Source organism: Variovorax sp. GW821-FHT10D07 (assembly GCF_059415325.1).
Genome location: NZ_JBWKMZ010000014.1, coordinates 1 through 12,463, shown reverse-complemented (window position 1 = coordinate 12,463; position 12,463 = coordinate 1). Strand labels below are relative to the sequence as shown.

Below are 12,463 nucleotides of genomic sequence, written 5' to 3'. Positions count from 1 at the left end.
GCGGTCCAATGTCGAGTTTGCATCCGGGCGCGATGCGCCGCACGCATCGCCCATGCACGCAAGCGATGGGCACGCGGCTTGCAAAATGCGCCGCACGCAAAGCAACAGAGGTCGCGATGGACACACGCTGGTTTCAGGATTTCGTCACTTTGGCCGAGGTGCAGAACTTCACGCGCGCGGCCGAGATGCGCAACGTCTCGCAGGCCGCGTTCAGCCGCCGCATCCAGGCGCTCGAGCAATGGCTGGGCGCCAAGCTGATCGACCGCGCGGCCTATCCCACGCGGCTCACGCCCGCGGGCGAGCGCTTCCGCAAGGTGGCCGCGGGCCTGCTCGACCAGATCGCCGACGCGCGCGCCGAGATCGGCGACGCGCCCGCGCGCAACCACGTGCGCATCGCCTCGACCTATGCGCTGGCCAGCACGCGGCTGCCGGGCTGGTGGGCGCGCTGGTCGGGCGCGGGCGACCTCAGCTGCAGCCTCGAGGTCGGCAACGTGCACGACACGCTGACGGCCTTCAGCGCGGGCTCGGCCGACGTGCTGATCGGCTTCCACCAGGCCGCGCATCCGCTGCAGCTCGATGCCGCGCGCTTCGAGCGCCGCGAGCTCGGCCTCGAGCGCGTGCGGCCCTACGTGTCGCGCACGCTTGCCGCCTCGGAGCGCTTCGCGCTGCCGGGCAGCGCGGCCCATCCGGTGCCGCTGTTGATGTATTCGCCCAGCGGCTACTTCGCGCGCGTGGTAGCGACCGCGATCGAGCAGTCGGCGCAACCGCTGGCCGGCTACCGGGCCTTCGAGTCCGAGATGACCGACGTGCTCGGCGACCTCGCGCAGCAGGGCATGGGCATGGCCTGGCTGCCCGACAGCTCCTTCGTCGCGGGCCGGCTCGGCGAGCTGGTGCCGGTGGGCGACGGCGCCTGGGACGTGGAGGTCGCGATCGTGGCCTGGCGCGCGCGGCTCAATGCGCGGCCGGCGGTCGCGCGGCTGTGGGAGCGCATCGGCGACGACGCGCTGCCTGCCTGAAGCGACTTCAGCCGAGCTCGGCCGGCATGCGCTCGGCGATCACCTCGCGCAGCAACGACAGCGCCGGCGCCTCGCTGCGGCCGGCCAGCGTCACCAGGCCGAAGCGCGCGCGGCCCAGCGGCGGGTGCACCGGCAGCGCGACCAGGTCGGGCGCCACCGCGCGCACCGCGAGCAGGATCGCGTCGCTGTCGCGCGCGAGCTCGACCAGGTTCGACAGCTCCGAGCAGCGCAGGGTCACGCACTGGTCGGGATGCGCCTCGGGGCCGTAGGCATCGACCATCGCGCGCACCACGTCGCGCCCGAGGCCGGTGGACGCGAGCGGGTAATCCTTGAGGCTCTGAAACGTCATCGGCCCGCGCTTGCGCGCGAGCGGATGGCCGCGCCGGCACATGAAGGCGCCGCCCATCTCCACCAGCGGCTCGACGCGCAGGTCGATGCTCGGCGTGACGGTGCGGAACTCGACCACCGCGGCATCGAGCGTGCGCTGGCGCAGCGCCTGCACCAGCCGGTCGGTGTCGCCGCGCAGGATGTCGATGCGCACCGGCGCGCCGCGGTAGGCCATGCGCTGCAGCAGCGGCGTGGCCAGCAATGCGCCGGGCCCGGCGCCGAGCCCCACGCGCAGGTGGGCGCCGCCGCCGCCGCGCGCGCTGGCCACGAGCTCCTGCGCATCGCCGACCAGGTGGCGCGCGCGCTCGAGCATCTCGCGCCCGAAATGCGAGAGCTCGCTGCGCCGGCCCACGCGGTCGAACAGCGCGCGGCCGAGCACCTCCTCGAGCGCATGGATGCTGCGGCTCAGCGCCGGCTGCGTGATCGACAGCGCCTTGGCCGAGCGCGTGAAGGAACCCGTCTCGGCCACCGAGAGGAAGTGGCGCAGCTGCACGAAGGTCATGGCATGGAGAGGCCTGTTCATGCATTGGAATTATGGCTGTGGATAGAACAATGCATTGGACGCCTGGCAAGCCATTGCCTAGATTCGCGGCCGGTCCCTTTCCAGAACAAGCAAAGACACATCACCCCAGGAGACAGGTCCCTTCATGCATTCCCTTCGCCAGCTTTCCCTCGCCGCCTGCCTCGCCTGCGCCGCCGTGCCCGCCGCCATGGCACAAGGCGCCGCCCCCAACGCCCAGCGCATCGAGTCGCTCGTGCACGAGGCCTATCCGCAGCTCGACACGCTCTACAAGGACATCCACGCCCATCCCGAACTCGGCTTCCAGGAGGTGCGCACGGCCGGCAAGCTGGCCGAGCAGATGCGCGCCCTCGGCTTCGAGGTGACCGAGCACGTGGGCCGCACCGGCGTGGTCGCGGTCTTGCGCAACGGCGCCGGCCCCACCGTGCTGGTGCGCACCGAGCTCGACGCGCTGCCGATGCAGGAGAAGACCGGCCTGCCCTACGCGAGCCAGGCCAAGGCCACCTGGCAGGGCCGCGAGACCTTCGTCGCCCACAGCTGCGGCCACGACGTGCACATGGCGAGCTGGGTCGGCACCGCGCGCACGCTGCTCGCGCTCAAGGACCAGTGGCAGGGCACGCTGGTGTTCGTCGCGCAACCGGCCGAGGAGGCCAGCGGCGGCGCCAAGGGCATGCTGGCCGACGGGCTCTACAAGCGTTTTCCCAAGCCCGATGCCGCCTTCGCGCTGCACACCTCGGCCTCGTCGTACGGCTACGTCGGCTACCGCGCGGGGCCGATCACCTCGGCCTCCGACGGCTTCGAGATCGACTTCAAGGGCCGCGGCGGCCATGGCTCGGCGCCGCACCGCGCGATCGACCCGATCGTGCAGGCGGCCCATTTCGTGACCGACGTGCAGACCGTGGTGAGCCGCGAGAAGGACCCGGCCGAGTTCGGCGTGGTGACGGTGGGCGCGATCCAGGCCGGCACCGCCGGCAACATCATTCCCGACTCGGCGCTGCTGCGCGGCACCATCCGCAGCTACAAGCCGCAGGTGCGCAAGCAGCTGATCGACGGCGTGCGCCGCACCGCGCTGGCCTCGGCCGCGATGGCGGGCGCGCCCGAACCCGCCATCGGCCTCGACCCGGCGCGCGGCAACGGCGCGGTGATCAACGACCAGGCGCTGGCGCAGCGCACCGTGGCCGCGCTCAAGGCGCAGCTCGGCGACGCGAAGGTGGTGCAGGTGCCACCGATCACCGCCAGCGAGGACTTCTCGGAGTTCGCGGTGGAGGGCGTGCCCACCTTCTTCTTCTTCATCGGCGTGAACGATCCGAAGGAGGTCGCCGACTCGCAGAAGGAAGGCGGCAAGCCGCTGCCCTTCAACCACTCGCCCTTCTTCGCGCCGGTGCCCGAGCCCTCGATCACGACCGGCGTGCAGGCGATGACGGCGGCCGTGCTGAGCGCGCTGGCACCGAAGCGCTGAAGCCTTCTTTCGCTCAATCGATGCGGATCTGCGGCAGGAAAGCCTCGGCCAGCTTCTTCTGGCCCGAGGCATTGGGCAGGTCGCAGTCCGTGCTCCAGTCCTCGGGCGCGAGCTTGCCGTAGACCTCGGCCACCTGCACGCCGTTGTCGCGCGCGACTTCGCGGATCACGTCGTTGAGGCCCTTGGCGAACCGGCCGCCGCCCTCCAGGTAGGCGTCCACCAGCTGGCGGGTTTCCTGCGCGCCCTCGGCGAGCTTGCAGGCCCGGTACGGGTTGTCGTAGGTGCCCAGCACGATCGGGCTCTTCGGTGCCGCCGCCTTGAGCTGCGAGACGATCGACTGCAGATAGGCGCGCACCACGACCCAGTCGCCCTCGGTCGAACGGATCGCATCGATCTCCTGCAGCACCAGGTAGCGCTGCAGGTTCTCCGGCCGTGTGGAGGGCTTGAGGAAGGCGAAGCCCACCTCGTAGCCTTCGTGCACGGTGATGGCGCGCGGGTTGCGCACCTTTTCGGAGGGGTCGCGCTGGTAGGCCGCGATCAGCTCGAGCAGATAGGGCAGGCGCTTCTCGACCAGGTTCTGGATCGTGGCGCGGTTGTCGTCGAAGCCCATCGCCGCCGACTTGGCGTTGTTGACGTAGCGGACCGGCCCGCCCTGCTGCGACGCGAGCGTCTTGTTGAGCAGCGCGCCGTAGGCATTCGGATCGGGTGCCAGGCCCTGCCCGCCGAGCGCCCAGGCATCGCCGGCGGCGATCTGCAGCGGCATCTCCTGCGCGCCCTCCAGCGGGGCATTGGGCTCGTAGGTGGCATCGATCATGCGCACCGCGAACTGCGCGATCCAGTGCGACAGCATGTAGTCGAACTGCTTGTCCCAGCGGTCGCGGTAGAGCAGCTGATCGCCGAGCAGCCGGATCGCCATGGCCCGCAGCGTCTTCTGGTTCGTGGTCTGGTGGATCCACCACAGGGCGAACGAACGCGACCAGTTCTGCGCCGTCATGTGCCACGAGGAATCCGAGGTCACGTTGATCGGCTCGACGTAGAAGCTGTCGGGCACGCGCGCCTTGAGCCATTCGATCTGCTCGCTGCCGAGCACCCGCGCCACCGCGGCCAGGCGCATCAGGCACGGCGCGAAGAACTCCTCCGGGCGAGCGGCGTCGTTGCTCACGGGACAGCTTTGGTCGAACTCCGGCTTCATCAGGTTCGAGGCCACGAAGCTCTTCGCGAATGTCGACAGCGACTCGTCGCGGACCCAGTCGCCCCAGAGCTTCAGATGCACCAGCGCCCATGGCAGGTTGGCGTAGTTGTGGGCCGTGTAGGGCTCGAAGGGGAACTTGGCGCGGTCGTAGGTGACGGTGCGCAGCTCGATCTCCTCGGGCGTGAGCCGGGCGACGAGTTCCTTGATGCGCCTGGCGGCGGCATCGCCCAGCGGTCGGAAGTCCTTGTTGCCGGTCGCGAGCTCGCGCTCCTTCGCGAGGGCCAGGAACCACGAGAGCCCGTAGAAGTCCTCCGCGGTGTTGCCGAACACGCCGCTGTCGCCGGTGGTGCCCTGCATGTTGGTCATGTAGGCCAGCTCCTGCTGCACGAGTTCGGGGCGCAGCACGGCCTCGACCGCCTCGAGGTACTTCCTGTCCCCCGTGTGCCTGTGGATGGCATAGAGGGAATAGGCGGCATGCACGGCCGAATGCCAGTCGACGCAGCCGTGGAACATCGGGCTCTTCGGATTGACGTCGTCGACCCTCGGCAGGCAGTCGAGGATCGGCGGCGCCAGCTGCTTCAGCATGTCGGCGCGCTGTTCCTCGAACAGCGGCCCGAGCGCGGGCAATGGATCGGGCGGCACCGGGGCGACGGGTGCCGGCGGCGGCGGCGCGGCGGCGACCGGCACCGCGACCGGCACGAACACCGGCGGCCCGCCACCGCCGTCGCCGCCGCAGCCCGCGAGGGCGGCCAGCAGCGCGACCGAGGCCACGATGGTTCCTGATTTCGAGACGACGGACAGCGTTTTCCTCATGGTTCTAGAACTCCCTGGTACGTGGTGAAGAAAGAAGAGAAGAAGGACAGCGCGGCCCCGGCACGCGCGCGCCATCGCATCGCACACCGACGGGCGGCGGCGCGATGGAAAGGCCAGGCCGGAAAGGGGCTGCGCAACGGCGGCGAGCGCCGCTGGCTACTGCGTCGGAATCGTGTTCATTGCATCTCCCTGATCGATGACATCCGCACGGCGGGCATGCCCCGTCGCGTGCGCCATCGGAAAGCAAAGCCCGGGCCAATCATTGAGCAATCCAGGCCGATCGAGGCCTTTGCTTCTTATTTTTGTTGAACAATATTTTCATATTGCCCAACAAAAGGAGGGCGAGCACGCGTGGAAACCCTGCATGGCGGATCGCGGATCGAAGGGAGAGCGCCAGCCTCGACGGCCTGGCGGCGTCGGCGGCGCCGGCTACTTCAGCCGGTAGCTGAGCTTCTTGCCGCCGCGCACCTGGGCATCGAGGCCCAGCCATTCGCCGTCGGCCACGGCATACCAGAGGTCGATCGGCTGCTCGGGCCCGCTGACGCGCCAGCGCCGGGCCGCCACGCCGCGGCCGCGCACCTCGACGCGGCCCTCGTCGAGCGCGGCGATGCGCACCGGCTCGAGCTTGCCGGTCTGCGCATTGAGCAGCTGCTGCTGTGCGCGCATCGCGGGGTTCCAGTAGGCGAAGCTCATCACGCAGCCCGGCATCGCGCTGCGCCCGCGCGGCGTGACGACCACCAGCGCGGGGCCGTCGCCCTCCGACTCGCGCTCGGCGCGCACCTCGGAGCGGTCGCCGCCGTCGTTGGTGTCGGCATCGAGCCGGCGCAGGCAGTCGCCGCGCCAGTGCTCGACCGCCGAATGCCGGTAGCGGTAGACCGTGACGCCCAGCAGCTTGACCGCGAACGCGGCCTCGCTGCTCAGCCGGCGCTCGTCGCCCGCGGCCGTGAGCACGAAGCGGTGCTCGCCGATCGGCGCATCGTCGAGCAGCACGCGGAAATTCCATTCGCCCGTGGTGGGCGAGGCCACCGGCTGCGCGCCCGCCGCGAGGGCCAGCGCGCACGCCAGCGCCGTGCCGGCATGGCGCACCCTCATTTCGGCGGCCGGCGCACCGGCCCCGGCACGAAGGCGTTGGTGCGCGCGATGTAGTCGCGGTAGGCCGGCCGCCGGTGGCCGATGTCGGCCTCGAGCAGGCGCACGCCCGACACGCGCAGCAGCAGCCAGGTCATGAGCAGCGGCGAGACCACGCTCCAGGCGCCGCCGAGGCCGGCCGCGCCCAGCGCCATCAGCCACAGCCCCCACCAGACGCAGGCCTCGCCGAAGTAGTTGGGATGGCGGCTGTAGCGCCAGAGGCCGCGGTCCATCACCTGGCCGCGCTGCGAGGGGTCGGCCTTGAAGCGCGACATCTGGGCATCGGCGATGGCCTCGAAGCCGATGCCGAAGGCCGCCAGCGCGCCGCCCGCGATGTCGAGCCAGCCCAGCGGCCGCGCACCCGCCATGCCGACGAACAGCGGCGCCGAGACGATCCAGGCCAGCACCGCCTGCAGCCCGAACACCAGGTACAGGCTCTTGAGGCCGAAACCCGGCTGGTTGCGCGCGCGGATCGCCTCGTAGCGCCGGTCCTCGCCGTGCCCCCAGTTGCGCGACGCCACATAGAGCGCCAGCCGCAGCCCCCACAGCAGCGCGAGCACGGCCATGGCCAGGCCGCGCGGTTCGTGCAGCGGCGCGTTCGGCAGCAGCACCAGGTAGACCAGCCCCGCGCCCGCGATCAGCACCGGCCAGAAGCGGTCGATCAGGCTCGCGTCGCGCCGCGCCAGGCTCTCGAGCCAGACCACCAGCGCGACCGCGGCGGTGAAGGCGAGGCCGGCGAAGGCGGCTTCCGGGGCGCTGAATCTCATGGCGCCGGCTTCAGGCGCGCCGCTCGAACAGGTAGTGGCTGACCCACCAGCGCTGCCCGTGCTCGTAGCCGAACAGCTCGGCCACCGACATGAAGAACAGGCGCCAGCGCGTCCACCAGACATGGGCCTGGTCGCCGTAGGTGGCCTGGAACAGCGGGCGCAGCGCCTCGCGGCGCTGGTCCATGTTGCGCAGCCAGGCCTCGGCGGTGCGCTGGTAGTGGCGGCCTTCCCAGCGCCAGCGGCGCAGCAGCCGCAGGTCGTCCTGGCAGTGCAGCGCGAGGTCGTCGCTGGGCATCATGCCGCCCGAGAAGAAGTGCTCGCTCATCCAGTCGCTGGCGTCGCGCACCTCGAAGGGATAGGGCGCCTCGCGGTGCACGAACACGTGCATGAAGAAGCGCCCGCCGGGCCGCAGCCAGCGCGCCACGTTGGCGAAGGCCTGCGGCCAGTTGCGCAGGTGCTCGAACATCTCGACCGAGACCACGCGGTCGAAGCGCTCCTCGGTGTCGAACACGTTGATGTCGCGCGTGAGTACCCGCACATTGGCCAGCCCGCGCCGCGCGGCCTCGGCCTCGATGTATTCGCGCTGCGAGGCCGAGTTCGACAGCGCCGTGATCCGGCTGCCCGGGTAGTGCGCGGCCATCCACAGCGTGAGCGAGCCCCAGCCGCAGCCCAGTTCGAGGATGTCCTGGCCGTTGTCCAGCCCGGCGCGCTCGCAGGTGCTGGCCAGCGCGGCCGATTCGGCCTCCTCGAGCGTGCGCGTGCCCTCGGGCCAGTAGCAGCTGCTGTACTTGCGGTGGTTGCCGAGCACCTGGCCGAAGAAGGCGGCCGGCACCTCGTAGTGCTGGGCATTGGCCTTCTCGGGCAGCGGCGCCAGGCTGGCCGAGCGCATGCGCCCGACGAACTCCTGCGTCAGCTCGGCCACGGCCGGGGTGTTGCCGGCATACAACTCCGACAGCCGGTCCTTGAGCAGGCGCCGGATGCCGCGGCGCACCACGGTATCGGGCACCAGGCCCTTCTCGACCCAGCGGATGGCGAACGCGATGTCCTGCGGCATGGCTTCTTCTTCCTTCTCGTGCATGTTGGCGGGCCCCGCCGTCCGGGACCGATCACCCCCTGTACGCAGCCGGCGGCGATCCGGATGCAACCGGATGCGTCCGGCGGGCGCAAACCAAGGTTGCACCATGCCCCTGCGCCGGCGCGGGCCTCTGGCCGAACTGGAACAATGCGCCCACTCTCATGGACGGACTCGATCTCATCAAGACATTTCGCGAAGTCGCGTTCCGGCGCAGCTTCTCGCGCGCGGCCCTGTCGCTGGGCATGTCGAAGGCCACCGTCAGCCGCTACGTGGCCGAGCTCGAGGAGCGCAGCGGCGTGCGGCTGCTCAACCGCTCCACCCGCTCGCTGAGCCTGACCGACGCCGGCGAGGTGCTGCTCGAGCGCAGCACCCAGCTGGTCGACATGGCCGAGAACACCCTCAACGACCTGCAGGCCCACGGCGCCCATCCGCGCGGCCGGCTGCGCATGAGCGCGCCGCACGGGCTGATCGCCGGCTGGCTCTCGGACGTGATCGCCGAGTTCATCAAGCGCTATCCCGACGTCTACGTGAGCCTGGTCTTCACCAACAGCGCCGTCGACCTGATCGGCGAGGGCATCGACATCCACCTGACCGGCGGGCGCATCGACGACATGAACCTGATCGTGCGGCGGCTGGTGCAGTTCGACATGGTGGTCTGCGCCACCCCGGCCTACTGGGCGCTGCGCGGCATGCCGCGCGTGCCGGCCGACCTGAGCCGGCACGACGTGCTCAGCTATTCGGCCGCCTCGACCACCCACCTGCCCTTCGAGACCGAAGGCGAGGCCTACGAGGTGCCGGTGCACAGCCGCATGGAGGCCAACGACGCGGTCGCGCTGATCGAGCTGGCGCTGCGCAGCGTGGGCGTGGCCTACGTGCCCGAGCCGCTGGCCCAGTCGCACCTGGAGCGCGGCGCGCTGGTGCCGGTGCTGCGCGAGCACATGCCGCACGACCACTGGCTCTATGCCGCCTACTCGCAGCGGCGCCACAACAGCGCGGCGATGCGCGCGATGCTCGATTTCCTCGAGCAGTCGATGGGGCCGGGCGGCGCCCTGCCCTCGACCATGCCGCCGGCCGTGCCGGTCTCGCCGCCCGCCGCGCCTTCCGCTACATGCGCCCTTTCCAGGGAACCAGGCGCCGCTCGAGCCAGCGCATCAGCAGGTCGAACAGATACGCCACCACCCCGATGACCACGATCCCCATGATCACGATGTCGGTGCGCAGGAAGTTCGACGCGTTGAGCACCATCTGACCCAGCCCCATGTTGGCCGCCACCATCTCGGCGGCCACCAGCGTGGTCCAGCCGAAGCCGATCGCGATGCGCATGCCGACCAGGATGTCGGGCAGCGCCGAGGGCAGGATCACGTGGCGGATCACCTGCATATAGCTCGCGCCCATCGAGTAGGCCGCGTTGATCTGCTCCTGCGAGGCGCTGCGCATGCCCGAGCGCGCGGCCAGCGCCAGCGGCGCGAAGCAGCTCAGGAAGATCAGCAGCACCTTGGGCAGCTCGTCGATGCCGAACCAGATGATGATCAGCGGCAGGTAGGCCAGCGGCGGCAGCGGCCGGTAGAACTCCAGCGGCGGATCGAAGATGCCGCGCCAGAAGCGGCTCATGCCCATCGCGATGCCCACGGGGATGGCCGTGACGCAGGCCAAGAGGAAGGCCGAGAACACGCGGAACATGCTCGCGAGGAAGTGCTGCCACAGCGGCTTGTCGTTGGCCTGGCCGGTCAGGTATTCGTAGAACTGCTGGAACACCGCCTGCGGCGTCGGCAGGAACAGCGGCTTGACCCAGCCCATGTTGGTGACCAGGAACCACAGCGCGATCAGCGTCAGCACCGTGACCACGCTGATCGTGAAGCTCGAGCCCTCGCCCGGCACCTTGAAGGCGCTGGTCTTGAGCTTGTCGCCGGGCGCGGGCGGCGGGACGACTGCTGGCTTGGTGGGAGGCGTCATGGCGACCGGCGATGCGATGCTGGCCTCAGGCATGGGCGGCCTCGCGGTGGTGGATGATGGAGAGCACTTCCTCGCGCATGCGGATGAATTCGGGCTCGGATTTCACCTTGCGCGAATCGCCGTGCGAGAGGTACTGGCGCGAGAACGGCACCTCGTCGTAGACGTGCGAGATGCGCCCCGGGCTCGGGCTCATCACGATCAGCCGGGTGGCGAGGAACAGCGCCTCCTCCACCGAGTGGGTGATGAAGAACACCATCTTGTTCGAGGTCGACCAGGCCTGCAGCAGGATCTCCTGCACCTGCTCGCGCGTGAAGGCGTCGAGCGCGCCCATCGGCTCGTCCATCAGCAGCACGGCCGGGTCGCTGGCCAGCGCGCGCGCGATGCCCACGCGCTGCTGCATGCCGCCCGAGAGCTCGTACACCGCGCGGTCGGCGTATTTCTGCAGCCCGACCAGCGCGAGTTTCTCTTCCGCCACGCGGTCGCGCGTGGCGCGGTCGACGCCCGCGAGCCGCAAGCCCAGCGCCACGTTGTCGCGCACGTTGAGCCAGGGCATCAGCGCGTGCTTCTGGAACACCACGCCGCGGTCGGCGCCCGGGCCGGCCACGGGTTTGCCGTCGAGCAGGATCTCGCCGGTGGACGGCGGCAGGAAGCCCGCGATGCAGTTCAAGAGCGTGGTCTTGCCGCAGCCCGAGGCGCCGAGCGCGACCACGAAGTCGCCGTCGTGCATGCGCAGGTTGACCGGCGCCAGCGCCTGCAGGGTGCCGCCCTTGACGGCGTAGTTGACCGTGAGGTCGCGGATGTCGAGCGTGGGCATGGGCTTTTTTTTGCTTACTGCACCGCGCTCACTTGGCCGCCAGGGCCTTCTCGACGTACGTGGTGGTCACGTAGGCCGAGTAGTCGGGCTTGACTTCCTGCACCCGGCCCTGTTCCTTGAGGAAGGCCGCCGTGTTCGCCATCGCCTTGGCCGCGCCGCCGCCGAGCCAGGTCGGCGAGAGCTGCTCGGACAGGGTCGGGAAGCTGTAGAGCGCCATCGCCGCGCCCACGTCCTTCGGATCGGCCTTGGTCCACTTGGCCATCGCCTTGGTCTGCGGCGAATCGGGCGTCCAGCTCTTGCCCGAGGCCTTGTACTCGTCGTTGGCGCGGTTGAGCGCCTTCACGAACGCGACCATGAAGGCCTCGTTCTCGGCCGCCCACTTGGCATTGACCACGATGCCCTCGAAGGTCGGCGCGCCGCGCTTGCCGATGCTGCCCGAGGTCGCGATCACCTTGCCGCTGGAGCGGATCTTGGAGAGCACCGGGTCCCAGATGAAGGTGGCGTCGATGTCGCCGCGCTCCCAGGCCGCCGCGATCTCGGGCGGACGCATGTTCATCACGTTGACCTTCTTCGCGTCGACGCCTTCCATCTTCATCGCGGCCATGAGCTGGTAGTGGGCGGTCGAGACGAAGGGCGTGGCCACCTTCTTGCCCGCGAGGTCCTTGAGGCTCGCGATGCCCGAGGCATTGCGCGCCACCAGCGCCTCGGCGTCGGCGATGTCGGCCGAGATCCAGAACAGCTTGATGTCCTGCCCCTGGCTGGCCGCGGCCGTCAGCGGGCTGGAGCCGGTCTCGCCCATCTGCACGTCGCCCGAGGCCATGGCGCGGATCACGTCGCCGCCGCCCGAGAACATGCGCCAGTTGATCTTGTAGCCGGTGGCTTTTTCAACCTCGCCCGACTCCATGACCAGGCGCAGGGGGACGAGCATGTCCTGGTGGGCGAAGGTGAGTTCCTTGGCCTTCTGGGCGAAGGCGGTGCCGGTGGTGGCCAGCACGAGCAGCGCTGTGGCTGCGATTGCACGGTGCAGGGATCGACGCGTGTTCATCCGGGTTCTCCTTGTCTGTTGCGGGCGGCGCTGGCCGAGGCTTCGGTGCGAGGGGTACTGTGCATGGTTGGGGGTGGAGTGCAAAGTGCCAGGGGTGGGAGGGGGGAGGTGCCAGTGGACTGGGACTTACCCTTGTTTGGTGCTTGGGGGCACGGGGGAGGTGCGTTTTTTGTTTTGTGGTTTGTGGTTTGTTTGGGAGGTTGGTTTGTTTGGTGAGGCTGTTGGCCGGGTCTCGCCCCGGCGGGCGAGTCACTTTCTCTTGTCTCGCCAAGAGAAAGTAACCAAAGAGAAGGC

The 12,463-nt window shown here is 69.7% G+C and carries 12 protein-coding genes; 4 read left to right on the top strand and 8 right to left on the bottom strand.

All coding sequences use genetic code 11. The features are described 5' to 3' along the window. The first annotated feature begins 116 nt into the window (after window positions 1–116). The gene (locus tag AC07PU_RS32050; protein ID WP_495322364.1) at window positions 117–1,016 is read left to right on the top strand and encodes a LysR family transcriptional regulator; all 900 of its coding nucleotides are present in this window, start codon (window positions 117–119) and stop codon (window positions 1,014–1,016) included. Between the two features lie 7 nt (window positions 1,017–1,023). On the opposite strand, the gene AC07PU_RS32045 is transcribed toward AC07PU_RS32050, so the two are convergent. Further along, complete coding sequence (locus AC07PU_RS32045; RefSeq protein WP_495322363.1) at window positions 1,024–1,905, bottom strand: LysR family transcriptional regulator; 882 nt, start codon at window positions 1,903–1,905, stop codon at window positions 1,024–1,026. A gap of 145 nt (window positions 1,906–2,050) precedes the next feature. On the opposite strand from AC07PU_RS32045, the gene AC07PU_RS32040 reads away from it, so the two are divergent. Then, window positions 2,051–3,382 carry an amidohydrolase gene (locus AC07PU_RS32040; protein WP_495322362.1) on the top strand — a complete coding sequence of 444 codons (1,332 nt, stop codon included), beginning with the start codon at window positions 2,051–2,053 and terminating at the stop codon, window positions 3,380–3,382. 13 nt (window positions 3,383–3,395) lie between these two features. Here the strand turns inward: AC07PU_RS32040 and AC07PU_RS32035 are convergent, their stop codons facing one another. Then, window positions 3,396–5,387, bottom strand: coding sequence for a DUF2891 family protein (locus AC07PU_RS32035; RefSeq protein ID WP_495322361.1), 1,992 nt, complete (start codon window positions 5,385–5,387; stop codon window positions 3,396–3,398). A 21-nt stretch (window positions 5,388–5,408) separates the two neighbouring features. Between AC07PU_RS32035 and AC07PU_RS32030 the strand changes: the two genes are divergently transcribed. Next, window positions 5,409–5,696, top strand: coding sequence for a hypothetical protein (locus AC07PU_RS32030; RefSeq protein ID WP_495322360.1), 288 nt, complete (start codon window positions 5,409–5,411; stop codon window positions 5,694–5,696). Between the two features lie 120 nt (window positions 5,697–5,816). On the opposite strand, the gene AC07PU_RS32025 is transcribed toward AC07PU_RS32030, so the two are convergent. From AC07PU_RS32025 to AC07PU_RS32015, 3 genes are read right to left on the bottom strand one after another with little or no spacing between them, the layout of a single operon-like run. Beyond that, entirely contained in the window at window positions 5,817–6,479 is a 663-nt protein-coding gene (locus AC07PU_RS32025; protein WP_495322359.1) for a DUF6134 family protein, read from the bottom strand. Beyond that, window positions 6,476–7,282, bottom strand: coding sequence for a DUF1295 domain-containing protein (locus tag AC07PU_RS32020; protein WP_093340339.1), 807 nt, complete (start codon window positions 7,280–7,282; stop codon window positions 6,476–6,478). The genes AC07PU_RS32025 and AC07PU_RS32020 overlap by 4 nt, the downstream gene beginning before the upstream one ends. 10 nt (window positions 7,283–7,292) lie before the next feature. Then, window positions 7,293–8,336 carry an SAM-dependent methyltransferase gene (locus AC07PU_RS32015; RefSeq protein WP_093341227.1) on the bottom strand — a complete coding sequence of 348 codons (1,044 nt, stop codon included), beginning with the start codon at window positions 8,334–8,336 and terminating at the stop codon, window positions 7,293–7,295. A 182-nt stretch (window positions 8,337–8,518) separates the two neighbouring features. Between AC07PU_RS32015 and AC07PU_RS32010 the strand changes: the two genes are divergently transcribed. Continuing rightward, on the top strand, window positions 8,519–9,544 hold the full coding sequence (locus tag AC07PU_RS32010; RefSeq protein ID WP_495322358.1) for a LysR family transcriptional regulator: 1,026 nt from the start codon (window positions 8,519–8,521) through the stop codon (window positions 9,542–9,544). On the opposite strand, the gene AC07PU_RS32005 is transcribed toward AC07PU_RS32010, so the two are convergent. From AC07PU_RS32005 to tauA, 3 genes are read right to left on the bottom strand one after another with little or no spacing between them, the layout of a single operon-like run. Continuing rightward, a complete protein-coding gene (locus tag AC07PU_RS32005; protein WP_495322357.1) occupies window positions 9,462–10,343 on the bottom strand; it encodes an ABC transporter permease subunit in 882 nt (293 codons plus the stop codon). The two genes, AC07PU_RS32010 and AC07PU_RS32005, sit on opposite strands and share 83 nt — an antisense overlap. Next, window positions 10,336–11,124 (bottom strand): taurine ABC transporter ATP-binding protein, encoded by a 789-nt coding sequence (locus AC07PU_RS32000; protein WP_296775674.1) that lies wholly within the window; start codon window positions 11,122–11,124, stop codon window positions 10,336–10,338. The genes AC07PU_RS32005 and AC07PU_RS32000 overlap by 8 nt, the downstream gene beginning before the upstream one ends. Window positions 11,125–11,152: 28 nt before the next feature. Beyond that, entirely contained in the window at window positions 11,153–12,169 is a 1,017-nt protein-coding gene (gene tauA / locus AC07PU_RS31995) for a taurine ABC transporter substrate-binding protein (protein WP_093340345.1), read from the bottom strand. Window positions 12,170–12,463 lie beyond the last annotated feature (294 nt).

Coding starts and splice junctions, on each gene's coding strand:
- AC07PU_RS32050 (WP_495322364.1), top strand. CDS start 117: ATGGACACACGCTGGTTTCAGGATTTCGTCACTTTGGCCGAGGTGCAG.
- AC07PU_RS32045 (WP_495322363.1), bottom strand. CDS start 1,905: ATGACCTTCGTGCAGCTGCGCCACTTCCTCTCGGTGGCCGAGACGGGT.
- AC07PU_RS32040 (WP_495322362.1), top strand. CDS start 2,051: ATGCATTCCCTTCGCCAGCTTTCCCTCGCCGCCTGCCTCGCCTGCGCC.
- AC07PU_RS32035 (WP_495322361.1), bottom strand. CDS start 5,387: ATGAGGAAAACGCTGTCCGTCGTCTCGAAATCAGGAACCATCGTGGCC.
- AC07PU_RS32025 (WP_495322359.1), bottom strand. CDS start 6,479: ATGAGGGTGCGCCATGCCGGCACGGCGCTGGCGTGCGCGCTGGCCCTC.
- AC07PU_RS32020 (WP_093340339.1), bottom strand. CDS start 7,282: ATGAGATTCAGCGCCCCGGAAGCCGCCTTCGCCGGCCTCGCCTTCACC.
- AC07PU_RS32015 (WP_093341227.1), bottom strand. CDS start 8,336: ATGCCGCAGGACATCGCGTTCGCCATCCGCTGGGTCGAGAAGGGCCTG.
- AC07PU_RS32010 (WP_495322358.1), top strand. CDS start 8,519: ATGGACGGACTCGATCTCATCAAGACATTTCGCGAAGTCGCGTTCCGG.
- AC07PU_RS32005 (WP_495322357.1), bottom strand. CDS start 10,343: ATGCCTGAGGCCAGCATCGCATCGCCGGTCGCCATGACGCCTCCCACC.
- AC07PU_RS32000 (WP_296775674.1), bottom strand. CDS start 11,124: ATGCCCACGCTCGACATCCGCGACCTCACGGTCAACTACGCCGTCAAG.
- tauA (WP_093340345.1), bottom strand. CDS start 12,169: ATGAACACGCGTCGATCCCTGCACCGTGCAATCGCAGCCACAGCGCTG.